This window comes from Gaetbulibacter sp. NE (assembly GCF_025548475.1).
GTDB lineage: Bacteria > Bacteroidota > Bacteroidia > Flavobacteriales > Flavobacteriaceae > Gaetbulibacter_B > Gaetbulibacter_B jejuensis.
On sequence record NZ_JAOQHY010000015.1, the window covers coordinates 1 to 15572 of the forward strand.

At 32.0% G+C, this 15572-nt stretch carries 16 protein-coding genes; 7 read left to right on the top strand and 9 right to left on the bottom strand.

The annotated features are described in order from the left end of the window. Positions 1 to 209 precede the first annotated feature (209 nt). The 4 genes from OD803_RS13575 to OD803_RS13590 form a co-directional block, all read right to left on the bottom strand. A complete protein-coding gene (locus OD803_RS13575) occupies positions 210 to 632 on the bottom strand; it encodes a hypothetical protein (RefSeq protein WP_134198896.1) in 423 nt (140 codons plus the stop codon). A gap of 3 nt (positions 633 to 635) precedes the next feature. Then, on the bottom strand, positions 636 to 1067 hold the full coding sequence (locus OD803_RS13580) for a helix-turn-helix domain-containing protein (RefSeq protein ID WP_134198895.1): 432 nt from the start codon (positions 1065 to 1067) through the stop codon (positions 636 to 638). After that, positions 1060 to 1452, bottom strand: coding sequence for a hypothetical protein (locus OD803_RS13585; protein ID WP_208325357.1), 393 nt, complete (start codon positions 1450 to 1452; stop codon positions 1060 to 1062). The genes OD803_RS13580 and OD803_RS13585 overlap by 8 nt, the downstream gene beginning before the upstream one ends. A 378-nt stretch (positions 1453 to 1830) precedes the next feature. Further along, on the bottom strand, positions 1831 to 2163 hold the full coding sequence (locus OD803_RS13590) for a hypothetical protein (RefSeq protein WP_262733887.1): 333 nt from the start codon (positions 2161 to 2163) through the stop codon (positions 1831 to 1833). A gap of 150 nt (positions 2164 to 2313) precedes the next feature. Here OD803_RS13590 and guaC point away from each other — a divergent pair, with 150 nt between their 5' ends. Continuing rightward, a complete protein-coding gene (guaC, locus tag OD803_RS13595) occupies positions 2314 to 3354 on the top strand; it encodes a GMP reductase (RefSeq protein WP_134198892.1) in 1041 nt (346 codons plus the stop codon). A 31-nt stretch (positions 3355 to 3385) separates the two neighbouring features. Here guaC and OD803_RS13600 read toward each other — a convergent pair whose 3' ends face one another. The 5 genes from OD803_RS13600 to OD803_RS13620 form a co-directional block, all read right to left on the bottom strand. Further along, positions 3386 to 3748 (bottom strand): methylglyoxal synthase, encoded by a 363-nt coding sequence (locus OD803_RS13600; protein ID WP_131506624.1) that lies wholly within the window; start codon positions 3746 to 3748, stop codon positions 3386 to 3388. A gap of 12 nt (positions 3749 to 3760) precedes the next feature. Continuing rightward, complete coding sequence (locus OD803_RS13605) at positions 3761 to 4621, bottom strand: N-acetylglucosamine kinase (protein ID WP_262733890.1); 861 nt, start codon at positions 4619 to 4621, stop codon at positions 3761 to 3763. Between the two features lie 59 nt (positions 4622 to 4680). After that, positions 4681 to 5682: a type I glyceraldehyde-3-phosphate dehydrogenase gene (gene gap / locus OD803_RS13610; RefSeq protein WP_134198891.1), complete on the bottom strand. Its 1002-nt coding sequence runs from the start codon at positions 5680 to 5682 to the stop codon at positions 4681 to 4683. Positions 5683 to 5698: 16 nt separating this feature from the next. Beyond that, positions 5699 to 6685 carry a 6-phosphofructokinase gene (pfkA, locus tag OD803_RS13615; RefSeq protein ID WP_131506622.1) on the bottom strand — a complete coding sequence of 329 codons (987 nt, stop codon included), beginning with the start codon at positions 6683 to 6685 and terminating at the stop codon, positions 5699 to 5701. A gap of 140 nt (positions 6686 to 6825) precedes the next feature. Further along, positions 6826 to 11244 (bottom strand): translocation/assembly module TamB domain-containing protein, encoded by a 4419-nt coding sequence (locus OD803_RS13620; RefSeq protein ID WP_262733891.1) that lies wholly within the window; start codon positions 11242 to 11244, stop codon positions 6826 to 6828. 93 nt (positions 11245 to 11337) lie between these two features. Between OD803_RS13620 and tsaD the strand changes: the two genes are divergently transcribed. The 6 genes from tsaD (at position 11338) to OD803_RS13650 (ending at position 15571) form a co-directional block, all read left to right on the top strand. After that, on the top strand, positions 11338 to 12360 hold the full coding sequence (gene tsaD / locus OD803_RS13625; RefSeq protein WP_262733893.1) for a tRNA (adenosine(37)-N6)-threonylcarbamoyltransferase complex transferase subunit TsaD: 1023 nt from the start codon (positions 11338 to 11340) through the stop codon (positions 12358 to 12360). 174 nt (positions 12361 to 12534) lie between these two features. Further along, complete coding sequence (locus OD803_RS13630) at positions 12535 to 13173, top strand: peptidylprolyl isomerase (protein WP_262733894.1); 639 nt, start codon at positions 12535 to 12537, stop codon at positions 13171 to 13173. Positions 13174 to 13175: 2 nt separating this feature from the next. Beyond that, complete coding sequence (locus OD803_RS13635; protein ID WP_262733896.1) at positions 13176 to 13880, top strand: 16S rRNA (uracil(1498)-N(3))-methyltransferase; 705 nt, start codon at positions 13176 to 13178, stop codon at positions 13878 to 13880. A 1-nt stretch (position 13881) separates the two neighbouring features. Further along, positions 13882 to 14523: a DUF4159 domain-containing protein gene (locus tag OD803_RS13640; RefSeq protein ID WP_262733897.1), complete on the top strand. Its 642-nt coding sequence runs from the start codon at positions 13882 to 13884 to the stop codon at positions 14521 to 14523. Between the two features lie 12 nt (positions 14524 to 14535). After that, entirely contained in the window at positions 14536 to 15021 is a 486-nt protein-coding gene (locus OD803_RS13645) for a hypothetical protein (RefSeq protein ID WP_262733898.1), read from the top strand. Positions 15022 to 15070: 49 nt separating this feature from the next. Continuing rightward, positions 15071 to 15571, top strand: coding sequence for a TrmH family RNA methyltransferase (locus tag OD803_RS13650; RefSeq protein ID WP_262733900.1), 501 nt, complete (start codon positions 15071 to 15073; stop codon positions 15569 to 15571). Position 15572: the final 1 nt, after the last annotated feature.

Genomic DNA, 15572 nt, shown 5'->3' on the forward strand with positions numbered 1-15572 from the left:
CAAGCACATTTCCAATGGGGCGAGAATTGCGAAGCAATGTAGCAACATTGGTCGGCTTTAGCCGAATGTGCTTGAACGGTCTCGGCTATGAGTAGTTGCGTGGTTTAACACAAAACTTTGCAAGTACGCACCAAACTGAAAATCTGCGAGGATTTTCGTAAGTATGCGATTACTTACAATTACTTATAGCCATTGTTGGCTACCGTTTTTTATTTTTTTATTTGCATATTAGGGTTAACAACAGGTAAAATAGCTCCATTTAAGAATGTTCCCCTAAAAATTCCATACATAACACCTCTAACAGTAGAAATTGAAATAGAATTCAGCATTGTGACAACACCTTGAGGTAAACTTGGTGCGCTTGTTTTCTCGTCAAAATACTGTTTGAAATTCTCAACATAGTATAAGCAACTTGCATTAACGTGACCTAATTTATCCTTAGAATTGTTATCTAACACATCAATATTACAAGTTACTATAACTAATTCTCTTTCTAAATTAAAACTGTGCTGTGCCTGTAAGTCAAATCCAAATACCGTATTACCATCAATTTTATTTTTTGGTCTTATAATACTCGTATCAAGAATTTCGATACCTTTTATTTGAAAATTAAATGGTTTTTCTTCAGACATAATTTAAGCTTGATATTCTGTGCAATTATTATTAAATGAATTTGACAAATTAATTTGATTAGCATTTAAAATATAATCCAGACTGCTGTATGAATCAAATCCACTTGTTTTATTTTTTAATACTGGAAAACTAAATTCTATAGTAATTCCTTGTTCTGCTGGTTCAAAGAAATTAATCCCTAAAACTTCACCAATTTCTACTAAAGTGTCTTGAGTAAAATTATGAGTTCCACTTAGCCATTTAGTTATTATGCTTAGGCTTTTCATATTCAATGCCTCTAATAATTTGGTATTGTTCCAACCTTTGGCATCCATAGCTTTACGGATTTTTTCAGCATTAAGCATACGTTGTTCGATTTTTTTCATTTCTACAGGCGATATTTCTTCCAAAATATCGTCTATAAAGTCAAAATTCTCTTGTGCAGATTTATTCATAATTATAGTTTTCAATTGTTAAGTCACCTTCAAAATCTAAGCCATCTTCGCTAAACCAAATTTCTTTGTCTTGCATTTTTTCAGTAATTAGTTTTGATAAGTCTCTTAGGATAAAATTTTGTTTCTCTAAATTTTCATCTTCTTGGAAAGTTCTAATGGATTTTGGTTTGTGACCTCCACCTCCAAGTATTACAATTTGAGAGCCGTAACGAACACAATACAATCTTAAGTTACTGTCTTCTTTGTCAAACAATGCGCAAACGCCGTCTCCAGGGTTACCTTCGTACAATTTAAAAAAGTCCTCTCTCATACCAGTTTTAAACCCCATAGTTTTTAAACGTCCAACTATATCTTTTATTTCACTTTTAAATGAATTATTCATCATTACGAAATTTTTGAACGCTGTAATTTCTTCATCGTCAATTAATATAGTGTAAACAGAACCCTTTGGTCCACTGAATTGAGGTATTTTAATTAATTGACATTTCGAGAACATACGGCTTGCAAATATATAGTTATTTTACTTATAAGTGAAATATTTATGATTTATTTATATTTTAAAGTATTTTGATTTGCTACAAATGAAATTAATAATCTTCAAAATTTCTTAATGAGTAGAGTGATTTTAAATGGTTGCCAATAATTAGATATGAATTGTTTTAATAATTTATATCGAGAGTTAAACGAAGTTAGTTTTTTTATTTTTAAAATTCAATCTTAAAATTTCATGACATCAAACTTAACATTAATAGCTGTTAATAAATCACTCATAACTCTTTATTTCTTCTTCTAATTCTTTTTTACGCTTTAGTAGTTTACGCATTCTTGTCCTATCTTGAACTTTCCATATGATGTAACTAATAAAACAAATTGAAGCAAATACAATTACAAAAAAGACTACTAAATCATAATACGACACATTTAATTCTGCATAAAGCGGTTTGTCTTTTCCATAATTTGGAGCTACAAAAGAGGCTAAAGTTCCAAAAACAATAAATCTGTTTAAATTTCTTTTAAAAAAATCAGCATCTCGCTTTATGCTATCAATCTTATTTTCGGTTGCCAAAAGTGCTTTTTTCTTATAATGTTTAGTCATGTTAAAAGCTAATCTATTTGTCGATTACAATATTTAACAATGCCTAATATACATTTTATCGGTCTAACTTATTGTATAAATTGTTAATAAGTCAACCAAAAATATACACTTGAGTTTTGTATTTTTGATATTAACCCAATTATATCCATTATGCGCATTGAATATGAAATAAAGCTAGGTTTTAAAGATGTTATGATTCGACCAAAACGCTCTACATTAAAGAGTCGTTCGCAGGTTAATTTAGAAAGAGAATTTACTTTTTTAAACAGTAAAGTCAACTGGAAAGGCATACCTATTATGGCTGCCAATATGGATACAGTTGGTACTTTCGATATGGCTTTGGCCTTATCAAAACATAAACTGTTTACTGCAATACACAAGCACTACTCTATTACCGATTGGAACGTGTTTTCATCTAATGCACCTGAAGGTATTGAAGATTACTTAGCGATTAGCACAGGAACAGGACAACAAGATTCTGAAAAACTAGCTTCAATTTTAAATTTTAATCCGCAGTATAAATTCATTTGCATTGATGTAGCTAATGGTTATTCTGAACATTTTGTTGATTTCGTAAAACGTACCAGAGACCAATATCCTGATAAAGTGATTATTGCTGGTAACGTGGTTACAGGTGAAATGGTTGAAGAACTGTTGCTCTCTGGAGCTGATGTTGTAAAAGTTGGTATTGGACCAGGCAGCGTTTGTACCACAAGAGTAAAAACAGGTGTTGGTTATCCACAGTTATCTGCAATTATTGAATGTGCTGATGCTGCTCATGGTTTAGGTGGACAAATTATTAGTGATGGTGGTTGTACCATTCCTGGTGATATAGCTAAAGCGTTTGGTGCTGCTGCAGATTTTGTGATGCTTGGTGGCATGCTTGCAGGACACAATGAAAGTGGTGGCGAACTTATTGAACGCAATGGTAAACCTTATAAACAGTTTTACGGAATGAGTTCTTCTACTGCTATGGAAAAACATGTTGGTGGTGTTGCCGAATACAGAGCTAGTGAAGGTAAAACTGTTGAAGTCCCTTATAGAGGGAATGTGGAAAACACGCTACAAGATATTTTAGGAGGTTTACGAAGCACATGTACTTATGTTGGTGCTGAACGCTTAAAGGAACTTACTAAACGTACTACATTTATTAGAGTTGCCGAACAGGAAAATCAAGTCTATAATCCTTAATTTCTATACATAAAAAAAGCACTTTATTAATTTAAAGTGCTTTCATTAAAAGTTCTGCTGTTGCTGGATTGGTAGCTAATGGTACATCATGCACATCGCATAAACGCATTAACATAAGCACATCAGGTTCGTGAGGATGTTTTTCAAGAGGATCTCTAAAAAACAATACCATATTACATTGTCCTTCTGCTACTCTAGCAGCAATTTGAGCATCTCCACCTAAAGGACCAGATAGTAGTCTTGTAACTTCAAAACCTGCTTTTTTTACTTTTTTTCCAGTGGTTCCTGTAGAGATTAAATTTATTTTCTTGCTTAATAATATGTCTTTATGCTGATTTAAAAACTGAACCATTTCAGCTTTCTTACCATCATGAGCAATTATTGCTATTTCCATTGTATAACTAAATTATGAAGCGTTTGTGTGGAAGTTAACTAAACCTTCAATAGGTCTTCTTTCAAAGTTTCCTACTTTAAAGTTTAACTCTTCAGCAACTTCTTTAATTTCATCTTGACAGAAAAATGCTATTGAACCTGCAAAATGTACAGGTACAGTTTTCAACTCTTCTTTAAACTGAAGAATCATGTTTTTTGCAAATCTCCTAACACCTTTTTTTATTAATTCTTTTATGTATTCAGAATCTTTATTAAGAATCATAAACTCAGCAAAATTAGCTAAGTATGCATTAGGGTTTGGTTGCTTATATAAATTGTATTTGATATAATCGGCTTCTAAATTATACTTATCTCCAAAAGCCACTTTTATTTGCTCTGGCATATGATTATAATAATAATCTCGTATTAATTCTTTGCCATAATAATTACCAGAAGCATCATCCATTAAGGTGTAACCTAATGATTTAACACGTTGATGTAATTCTTTACCATCGTAATAACTACAATTAGAACCAGTACCCATAATGCAAACAACGGCAGCTTCATCTGGAGTATTAATAGTAGCTCTTACAGCAGCCATGGTATCTTCTTTTACTTCTACATTTGCCTTTAAAAACAAAGAGCGTAACACTTGGGTAAGTAGTAATCTTGGGTTTTCTGTACCACAACCAGCTCCATAAAAATAAATGTCTGTTACTTGATCTTTAACAGTCATTAATTCTTCGCTAGCTTTAATAATCTTAAAAAGCTTTTTTTCTTTTAATATTGCTGGGTTGAGCCCTTTGGTTCTTATCTTTTCTAGTAATTGGTTACCATTGTTATCTACTGCTATCCAATCACATTTGGTAGAACCACTATCAACAATTAATATCATAAATTTTATGTAAAAAAAATTCCGTAAAGCACTATAAACTCTACGGAATTAAATTATTATTATAACGAGTGTACTTTTTGAGCTAAGTCAACAAGTTTGTTGGAATACCCAAATTCGTTATCATACCATGATACAACTTTAAAGAATTTTGAATTTAATTCAATAGCTGCATCAGCATCAAATATACTTGTACGAGCATCACTTACAAAGTCTTGAGATACTACTAATTCATCAGTGTAACCTAACACACCTTTCATGTCTCCTTCAGATGCTTTTTTGAAAACAGCTTTAATTTCTTCTAAAGAGGTTTCTTTTTGAGTACGAACAGTTAAATCTACTACTGAAACATCTGCAGTAGGTACTCTAAATGCCATACCTGTAAGTTTTCCGTTTAGTTTAGGAATTACTTTACCAACAGCTTTAGCTGCTCCAGTAGATGCAGGAATAATGTTTAATAAAGCACTTCTTCCACCTCTATAATCTTTACGTGAAGGCCCATCAACAGTTAATTGAGTTGCTGTTGTTGCATGAACAGTTGTCATTAAAGCTTCTTCAATACCAAAGTTGTCGTCTAATACTTTAGCTAAAGGTGCTAAACAGTTTGTAGTACAAGATGCATTTGAAACAATCTTGTGGTCAGCAGTTAATTCGTTATCATTAACTCCCATTACAAACATTGGAGCGTCTTTACTTGGTGCAGAAATTACTACTTTTTTAGCTCCAGCTTCAATGTGATAGTTAGCTGTTTCTAAAGTTGTGAAAATACCTGTACACTCAGCAACGATATCTACTCCAGCTTCGTCCCATTTTAAGTTTTTAGGGTCTCTTTCAGCAGTAATTCTTACTGTTTTTCCATCTACAACTAAGTTTCCATCTTTAACTTCAATTGTACCATCAAATCTACCATGAACAGAGTCATACTCCAATAAGTACGCTAAGTGTTCTACGTCTAGTAAATCGTTGATTGCTACAACATCTACATCTGGTCTATTAATAGTTGCTCTAAAAACTATTCTTCCTATTCTTCCGAATCCGTTGATTCCTAATTTTAAATTTGACATATTCTTATTTTAAGGTTTAAGTGGTCATGATATCTGACACACGTAGTAATTCTAAATTAATTTTTGATTGTCCTTTTATAGCTTGGTCTAATGGTGTAAGTGCCATTTTATCATTGAGTAATCCAACCATGTAGTTTGATTTTCCTTCTAAAAGGCTTTCTACAGCTTTTACTCCCATTCTACTTGCTAATACTCTGTCAAAGCAAGAAGGCGAACCACCTCTTTGCATATGACCTAAAACAGATACACGCACTTCATATTCGGCTAAGTTTTCGTCAACGTAGTCTTTGAGTTCAAATACGTTTTTACCTATTTTATCACCTTCGGCAACCACAACAATACTCGAAGACTTTCCTGAGCGCTTACTACGACGTAAAGACTCTAGTAAACGTTCTAACCCTAAATCTTCTTCAGGTATTAAAATTTCTTCTGCTCCTGCACCAACTCCAGCGTTTAGCGCTATATGTCCAACATCGCGTCCCATTACTTCAATAAAGAATAAACGGTTGTGTGAACTTGCAGTATCTCTAATTTTATCAATGACATCTACTACAGTGTTTAAAGCAGTGTCATAGCCTAAAGTGTGTGAAGTACCAAAGATATCGTTATCAATAGTTCCTGGAATTCCCATTACTGGAAAATCATATTCACTACTAAAAATCATTGCTCCTGTAAACGTTCCGTCACCTCCAACAGCAACTAGCGCATCAACATTAGCTTCTTTAAGTTTTTCGTAGGCTTTTTTACGACCTTCTACAGTTCTAAATTCGTTTGATCTTGCAGATTTTAATATGGTACCTCCTTTGTTAATAATGCCTTTTACACTACGAGCATCCATTTCTTTAAAATCGCCTTCAATCATACCTTGATATCCTCTATAAATTCCTACACAATTTATATTATGATATGCACAAGTTCTAACTACAGATCGAATTGCTGCATTCATTCCTGGAGAGTCTCCACCTGATGTTAAAACAGCAATTTTTTTTATGTTTTTATTCATTAAATTCGACATTATAAAAAGTAAACTTAACAAAGATATAGCAATAAAAATAAGGTTTCTGCAAATTTTTATCGGTATGTTAAAATTCAAACGATTTCGTTAACAAAAAAATTAAAAATGTGAAAAAGTGAGTTGAAAAATCAGTCGTTATTTTGCGAATCTGACTTCAAATTGATGTAATCTGGGAAGTTGTCGTCTTTCTTTTTTGGGCCATTATCAGATGTCTTTTTTGCATTCTTTTTCTTTTTATTCTTTCCAGAAAAAATAATGTTGATTAACTCTTTAAATGTATCAAATTCGACATTGTATGATAAACCTGCTCCTTGTGTGTATCCAATTTCTTCTCCGAAGTTTCTAATGCTATTTTCTCTATTAAAAAACGTTGCAGATAATGTACCATCATCATTTAATAGCACTTCAATCTCAGCATCACCAGCAATTACTGTTTGGTTAACACCACCTATTGGCACACCAACCTTACCATTAAAGAATACTTTATCATTAATTTTAGTGCTTAATGTAAAGCCTAATCTATCATCTGTTTGATAATCTGGAGTTTGCTCTCCAGGTTGAAGATTGACACCTATTTGTAATTTGCCATCTTCATCTTCAAATAAACTATTGAATAAACTGTTTACTCTATCTGCAATGGTACCATAGGCTTGTTGACCTAAACTGATTTCACTAGCAAATGCACCAAAAGACAATAAGTTTAATGCTTGAAATTCTCTACTTTCTCTTGTTTCTAATCGATATTCTAACTCTGATTTAATTGTAGAGTCTACATTAGGGAAACTAAATGCAAAATTAGGTTCAGGTTGTTCCAATTGTCCTGTTAGGCTTATTTCGACATTTACATCAATACTTCTGTTAATTGGGTTATCTAATAATACTGAAGGATTAGCAGATGTACTATAAATTGCTTTTAGGTCTATTTGTGCTTTCATTGGGTCGCCTTCCCAACGAATACTTCCGTTTGGTTCAACAACAAGTTCTTTTTGTATTAAACCACCATAAGCAAAATTGTAAACCCCTTTGTTTACCACAAAGTCTCCCCACATATTAAACTTACCATTGGTGTTTATTTCAAAAAGTAAGTTTCCGTTTCCTGAACCTTGAATGGTACTACCAGAATTACGGTCTATAACAATTTCAATATCAGCATCAGGAGTTACAAAAAGGTCAAAGTTAAGTTCCAGTCCTTTTATTTCGGTTTCAACATACTCCTCTCCTTTTCTGCGTGCTTCCTTTTCTTCAGGACTTAAAAAGTGAATGTATGAGTTGTCTCCATAAGTTTCTAGGTCGTTAAGTGGTACTTTAAAGACGGTTCCTTTTTCGGTACTTCCGTCAAAGTCAATAACCAACTGGTCTGTTGGCCCAGAAATGCTTGCAACACCTCTTGCAAATGCTGTTCCATAGTAAAGTGCTTCTTCGTCATCATCAGTATTTAAAACTAAGAAACGATTGGTTTCTAAATCTAACCCTAGAGTCCAATCAGAAAAACTATTATGACCAATAAATCCATTAAGTGTTGCTTTAGAGAAATATTCAGAATCAGTTAAAACCACATCATTGAATATAAATTTTTGCTCTTTGAGCTCTACTTCAGAATCAAAATCAAAACTGTAATCTACATTTAAATAAGGAATACTCAATCCTGCATTATCTAATAACAATCGACCATTTATATCAGGATTTTTGAGATTACCAGTTACAGTTGCTTGTCCTGTTGCTAAACCGCGAATATTAGTAATAACACCTTCTCCAAAAGGATCTAGCGGATTAAGTAAAAACTCATCAAAACTTAAGTTTAAATCTATATATGATGAGTCGCCAACATCAATATTACCATTAGCCACAAAGGATTTTACATTATCATTAATAAGTTTAACATCAACCTTATAATTGGTTAGAGATTGATTTCCTGTAATGTTAGCACTTAAAGACCCTAAATCATAATCATTTGCCTTAAGGTTAGTGATATCGAGGTTTGATGTTGGTAAGTACACACCATCTTCTTGTAGAATATTTACCTTTCCATTTACTAAACCTTCAAGGTTTAAACTATCAATTCTTGGTGTTATTTTTAAAAGGTCAACATCAGTAAATCCTAGATTAATATTTTTATATGTTGAGTCTCTAACCACACCTGACAGCTCAATTTGCTCATTGTAATTATTCATTACTAGCTTTTCAATATCAAACTCTTTAAAATCTCTATCAAAAACTATTTTATGCAGGTTGTCTTTTTCGTCATTAATATTCCAAGTGTTGCCTTTAAAAACGACATCTGATTTTCTAAATCCTATAACCGATTTGTTATTCTCATCAACAGTGTAATACATATTAAGGTCAAACTCATCTGTATTGTCCTTACCTCCTTTAAATTCAGATTTTACAAAAAGCGTATCGCGTTGTGTAACGTTAATTAAACTGAATTTAGACACATTATAATACTTTGTGTTGAGCGAATCGATTTCTACATAAGTATTAAATAAAGGGTTACTGTTATCGATACTTAACGAAATGTCGTTAGCAAAATAATCAAACAAACGTATTTGAGGCGACTTGAATGTTAGCTTAAAGCCTTTTTCATCACTCTCTACTCTACCTTTTACAAAAGTGTTCTTACCAAGTTCTAAATCGTGATAAAAGGCTTCAACTACTTTATTGTAGATTTTAAAATTAAAGTCCATGTACTGGTTACCTTCAATTTTATTAGGAACGTAGTTGGTATAAATACTTCCCACTGAATTTTCAACTAGCTTACCAATATCCTTAAACTTGAAATCGCCACTGATAGTACCTTCAATAATATCAGGAGAATTTATAGCTATTGTTCGTTTTTTATTTTGAAATGTAGATGAGATGTCAAAATCTTCAAAATAGTATTCGTCATTTTGATTGATGTAGGTGGTGTTTTTAAAATTTAAACTACCATAAGCATCATCAATCCCTGAACCTTTCATTGACATTTCAACATTTCCTTTAAATACTGAAATACTGTCGGACTTAATAAAGTTTAATGCATTAAGGTTTGCATACTCAACATTAGCTTTAAAATATAAAGCTTTAATCTCATTAGATAAATCTGCTAAACCATCAAACGTGAACTTGAAATTTTTGTCAGTTGACTTTAAAAGACCATTATAAATATTATTCCCTAACTCTCCTGAAACGGTTATGTGTTGGTAATTGTAGTCGTTAAAATCCAATTCATAAATCTGACCTTCAATGTTGGTGTAAAGGTTTTTTAACGTAAATCCTTTTCCGTCCACATCAAGGTTAAATGAGGTGGTTTTTATTTCAGGATTATCTAGCAATTTTCCTAAATCAAAATCATTAAACACCACATTACCTTTATAACTCGCGTTGTCAATATCATTAACACGAGTCATTTCTAGATTGGAACTTATTTCACCCAAATCTGTATAAATATCTAAATCGGCATCAATAGTTGTAGATGTTATGTGAGATGTACCATTGATATTAAAATCTCCAAGTTTAGAAAATATTGAAGGAATAGACTCTCCTAATATATTTGGTAATAATGCTCTTAAATCGTAGTAATTTGATGAAAGGTTATCAAACTTTCCGTCCATTGAAAAGTTATCATCTTCGCTATTAAACAAGTTTTTAAAATTGATGTTTCCGTAAATTCTAGTACGCGAACTTGTATTAAGCTTTAGCTCTTCAGCATAAAGATCATTAAGTGTTCCTGACAAATCAACGGTAAAGTTTGCTTTTTGAGAAACACCAAACTCGTTATAAAATGTATTAAGGTCGTTTAAAAATAGCTCTGAATCTTCAAAATTTGCAGTAACATTAACCTTATCGGTAAACTCCTTAAAATCTTCACGCTTATAATCAAATCGCACATTTCCTTTAAGATTTGAGTTTTCAGTTTTTATACTCAAATCGCTAAACGACATATGGTCTAATGTGTACTCAAAATTTGTAACCATATTTTGAACTGACAACCCTCTACTGTCTCTAAACGACAAAGTATTGATTCGAGCACTTACATCACTTGCATCAATTAAAAAATCAGTTGCATTAATGTTAAGGTTATCAAATTCAAGTATTTTTTGGTTTTCCTTGTTTTCATCTAGCATTCTAAACGTACTATTGTAAATAGACACGTCACTGGATGAAAGTAAAAATCCACTTTTTTCATTACTAGGATTTTCTTCATCAAACCTTGCAACAAACACATCTAAATTGGTTTGGTCTTCGCCTTTGTAAGTTTTTATATTAAAGGTAAGGTCAATAATATCAATATCTCCAAAGGCAAGTTTACCATTGTAAAGATTTCTAAAATTAATGATTGATGTATTTAATTCGGCAATATTAATGAGCGTATCTTTTTTGTAGTCTTCAACATAAATATGCTTTAACTCTACATCTCCATTAAACTGTAATCCTACTTTACCAATATTAATATTTGTACCAAACTCTTCGTTAACCAGTTTTGTTGCATGTTTACCTAAACGCGTTTGTACAGCAGGAATAGAAAGTATCAACACCAAAATGATGAACAATAGCAAAAGAATTGCCAAGAGCTTTGATACTATTTTTAAAAATTTTTTGATACGTTTTAAAGTTATAACTTTGAAGCCAAAATTAACAATTATTGTGCCTAATTTATATTAATGGCTTCACAAAATATTTACATACTAGCAATTGAGTCATCTTGTGATGATACAGCAGCTTCGGTTATGCTTAACGGAAGGATTTTAAGCAATGTTGTTGCAAACCAAAAAATTCATGAAGAATATGGAGGTGTTGTACCAGAATTAGCCTCGAGAGCACATCAACAAAATATAGTTCCTGTTGTACAACAAGCACTAAAAAAAGCAGGTGTTGAAAAATCTCAACTTAATGCCATTGCTTTTACTCGTGGTCCTGGTTTAATGGGTTCGTTACTTGTAGGAACCTCTTTTGCAAAGTCATTGGCTTATGGTTTAAACATCCCTTTAATTGATGTTAACCACATGCAAGCACATATTTTAGCTCATTTTATTGATGAAGAAGATTTTAATAAACCTGAATTTCCGTTTTTAGCAATGACCATTTCTGGTGGACATACACAAATTGTAAAAGTGTCTGACTACTTTGACATGGAAGTTATTGGAGAAACTATTGACGACGCTGTTGGTGAAGCTTATGATAAAAGTGGAAAAATATTAGGCTTGGGCTATCCTGCTGGTCCTGAAATTGACAAAAGAGCACAACAAGGAAACCCAAAAGCCTTTAAGTTTACCAAACCTAAAGTTGACGGATTAAACTTTAGTTTTTCTGGACTTAAAACTGCAATTCTTTATTTTATTCAAAAAGAAGCCAAAGCAAACCCAAATTTTATTGAAGAAAATCTCAATGATATTTGTGCGTCTATACAATATACAATTATTGGTATTTTAATTGATAAATTGAAATTAGCCAGTAAAGAAACTGGTATCAAACACATTGCTATTGGTGGTGGTGTGTCTGCAAATTCTGGCATACGAAAAGCACTAAAAGATGGTGAGAAGAAATTTGGTTGGACCACTTATATTCCAAAATTTGAATACACCACAGATAACGCTGCAATGATTGCTATTGTTGGGCATTTAAAGTTTTTAGAGGGTGAATTTTCACAAAACAATGTTGTTGCCTCTGCTCGATTAAAACTATAAATCATGCAAGCTACTTTCAGGATTTTTGAACTTTTTAGTTTTGATTCGTTTAAAAATAAAAAGTGACTCAAAATCAAGTTATAAACAATCAATTCTTAAAAACTTAAAACCTAAGACCTTTTATGTTTCAACAATAGGTTTAATTTTGAAATGAAACCTTAACAATCCTACATTATGACAAAAAACTTACTGTGTATTGCATTTGGCTTTTTTACAATGATTGCTGTTTCTCAAAATAGCATTGAAAAGAAATTAGATTCTATTGAAGATGAAACGCTTGCTACCAAATTTATTGAAAGCAATAAAGCGCTTAAAGGAAAAATTATAACCTTCAATAAAGAAAAACATAATACCAGATTAGCCAAAGATCTTTTTAAACTAAAAAAAGGAGGAAAAAAAGTCTATAAAAACGAAATGGATAAAACCCATTATAAGGTTATTGAAAAACAAGAAATTCCGTATTATAGAGTGAGTTATATTTTTCTTGATGGCAATAAAAAATCGATGGAAGATATTGATGATTTGAGAGCTGATATTATCTCAAAATACAATGAAGGCTACCGTTTTAAAGACCTTGCAAAACACTACTCAATGGATGATAGTGCAAAACGTGGAGGTGATTTAGGGTGGTTTACACAAGGTGATATGTTTCCAGAATTTGAAGATCAAGTTATTAATGGAAAGCATAGTGTAAATGATATTTTTTCAGTTGATGTGCCAACTCAAAACGCTTATTACGTAGTCGTAAAAACGCATGACACTAAGCTTATTGAAGAAATTAAAGTGCTTAAAATTACCGAACCAACATACTAATAATGCAGTTATTTTATAATCCTGAATTAACTGAAGACGCTGTTCAAATTACATTTCCAAAAGATGAAAGTCGCCATATTATAAAGGTATTGCGAAAATCGGTTGGAGATGAACTGCATATTACCAACGGAAACGGTTATATATTCACTGCCAAAATACAGGTTGCAGATATTAAAAACTGTATGGCAGAAATTACATCTAAAACCCTACAGCAAAAGCACAACTACAATTTGCATTTAGCGGTTGCTCCAACAAAAATGAATGATAGGTACGAGTGGTTTTTAGAAAAAGCTACCGAAATAGGAATAGACAGCATCACTCCTATTATTTGCGACCATAGCGAACGTAAAGTCATAAAATCAGAGCGTTTTGAAAAGATTATTCAATCTGCCACAAAACAGTCGTTAAGTGCTTTTATGCCAAAATTAAATGACGCTATATCGTTTAAAAACTTCATTTCTCAAGAGTTTAACGGACAAAAATTTATTGCACATTGTGAGGAGCTTGATAAAAAATCTTTAAAAGACCTTTTAAAACCAACTCAAGACATCATTATACTTATTGGACCAGAAGGAGACTTTAGTGTTAAAGAAATTGAAATGGCGCTTCAAAATAATTTTATTCCTGTAACTTTGGGAGACACAAGATTGCGTACAGAAACCGCTGCAATTGTAGCTTGCCATTCTGTAGCTTTTGTAAATCAATAATATGAAGCATCTAATTTTAATCATCGCTTTTCTATACTCTACTTTGGGTTTATCTCAGGAATTAGCTGTTTTAAAATATAAAGGTGGTGGCGATTGGTATAGTAACCCAACAGCATTACCTAATCTTATTAACTTTTGTAATAACAACATTAATACGAGAATAAATCCAAATCCACAAACTGTTGAAGTCGGTAGCATTGATATTTTTCAATATCCATTACTGCACATGACAGGACATGGAAATGTGTTTTTTAGTGATGACGATGCCGAAAACCTTAGAAACTATCTTATTTCTGGAGGTTTTTTACATATTGATGATAACTACGGAATGCGACCTTATGTTACTGAAGAACTTAAAAAGGTGTTTCCTAATGCAGAATTGATTGAATTGCCAAAAACGCACGATATATTCAATATTGCCTATAAATTCCCTGACGGTTTACCAAAAATTCATGAACACGATGGTAAACGTCCGCAAGCCTTTGGTATTTTTTATGAAAGCAGATTGGTTTTACTGTTTACTTTTGAAAGCGATTTAGGCGATGGTTGGGAAGACCCAGAAGTTCATAACGACCCACCAGAGGTAAGAGAAAAATCTTTAAAAATGGGAGCAAACATTGTAAAGTATGCTTTTGAGAATTAAAAGGATTATTTTATGAAAAACCTTTTTCACATTATAATGCTTTCACTCCTTTATCTTTCCTGTCATCAAGACAAGAACATAAATGATATAAATAAATATATTATTAATGTTGAAAATTCTGAAGAATATCAAGAAATAGAACAAAATTATTCATCTGACCATATTGATGGAGATTCTAATGGAGGTGATTTTAATATTTTAACCTTAATAGACGATAAAGAGAATATTATAAGAATGAAAGTTAATATAATGCTGTATGATAAATCTTCATATAAATATCTTTTTTATTATTACAATAATAATTTGGTTTACTCCAAAATATTCAAACTTACTCCTAATGTTTCTTCCAACAACCTTGACACTATTGTTAATAGCACTTATTTTTGGAAGGATTCAGAGTTAATACATCAAGTGAATATGACAAATGAGTGGGAAGAGCATTTAATAATTAAGGATTTACAAGAGTCTTATTATGAGATAGCTTTTGGGTTAGAATAATTTTATGCTTCTATTTTTATATGCTACAACATAAATTAAAATAAACTACTTGCAACTCAACCATTACAATACCAATTTTAAACCACAACAATTCCCAATAACAATTGTTTGCGATAACATTAACAACGCACCAAATATTGGCAGCTTGTTTAGAACAGCTGATGCTTTTGGAATAGAAAATATCGTGTTTTGTGGAGAAGGCATTACCATTGGTAGAAAAGTCACTAAAACTTCACGCTCAACCGAAAAGTTTGTAAACTACGAGTTTGCAAAAAACACGCTTGAGGTAATAACTTCCCTAAAAGACAAAGGTTGTCAAATAATTGCTTTAGAAATTACATCTAGCAGTAAACCAATACATAATCATCAATTTGTGCAAAATCAACCTATCGCTCTAATCATTGGAGATGAAAACTTTGGTGTTTCAGAGTCACTTTTAAAACAATGTGACCACGTATTGCATATTAATATGTTTGGACAAAACAGCAGTATGAATGTGGTACAAGCAACAACAATTGCTTTATATGAAATCACCAAGCAATTAATGTAGC

Excerpts from the sequence above, each read along its gene's own strand:
- OD803_RS13635 (WP_262733896.1), top strand. The coding sequence starts at position 13,176 with ATGCAGTTATTTTATAATCCTGAATTAACTGAAGACGCTGTTCAAATT.
- OD803_RS13600 (WP_131506624.1), bottom strand. The coding sequence starts at position 3,748 with ATGGAAATAGCAATAATTGCTCATGATGGTAAGAAAGCTGAAATGGTT.
- OD803_RS13590 (WP_262733887.1), bottom strand. The coding sequence starts at position 2,163 with ATGACTAAACATTATAAGAAAAAAGCACTTTTGGCAACCGAAAATAAG.
- OD803_RS13575 (WP_134198896.1), bottom strand. The coding sequence starts at position 632 with ATGTCTGAAGAAAAACCATTTAATTTTCAAATAAAAGGTATCGAAATT.
- OD803_RS13640 (WP_262733897.1), top strand. The coding sequence starts at position 13,882 with ATGAAGCATCTAATTTTAATCATCGCTTTTCTATACTCTACTTTGGGT.
- tsaD (WP_262733893.1), top strand. The coding sequence starts at position 11,338 with ATGGCTTCACAAAATATTTACATACTAGCAATTGAGTCATCTTGTGAT.
- pfkA (WP_131506622.1), bottom strand. The coding sequence starts at position 6,685 with ATGAATAAAAACATAAAAAAAATTGCTGTTTTAACATCAGGTGGAGAC.
- guaC (WP_134198892.1), top strand. The coding sequence starts at position 2,314 with ATGCGCATTGAATATGAAATAAAGCTAGGTTTTAAAGATGTTATGATT.
- OD803_RS13580 (WP_134198895.1), bottom strand. The coding sequence starts at position 1,067 with ATGAATAAATCTGCACAAGAGAATTTTGACTTTATAGACGATATTTTG.
- OD803_RS13585 (WP_208325357.1), bottom strand. The coding sequence starts at position 1,452 with ATGATGAATAATTCATTTAAAAGTGAAATAAAAGATATAGTTGGACGT.
- OD803_RS13605 (WP_262733890.1), bottom strand. The coding sequence starts at position 4,621 with ATGATATTAATTGTTGATAGTGGTTCTACCAAATGTGATTGGATAGCA.
- OD803_RS13630 (WP_262733894.1), top strand. The coding sequence starts at position 12,535 with ATGACAAAAAACTTACTGTGTATTGCATTTGGCTTTTTTACAATGATT.
- OD803_RS13645 (WP_262733898.1), top strand. The coding sequence starts at position 14,536 with ATGAAAAACCTTTTTCACATTATAATGCTTTCACTCCTTTATCTTTCC.
- gap (WP_134198891.1), bottom strand. The coding sequence starts at position 5,682 with ATGTCAAATTTAAAATTAGGAATCAACGGATTCGGAAGAATAGGAAGA.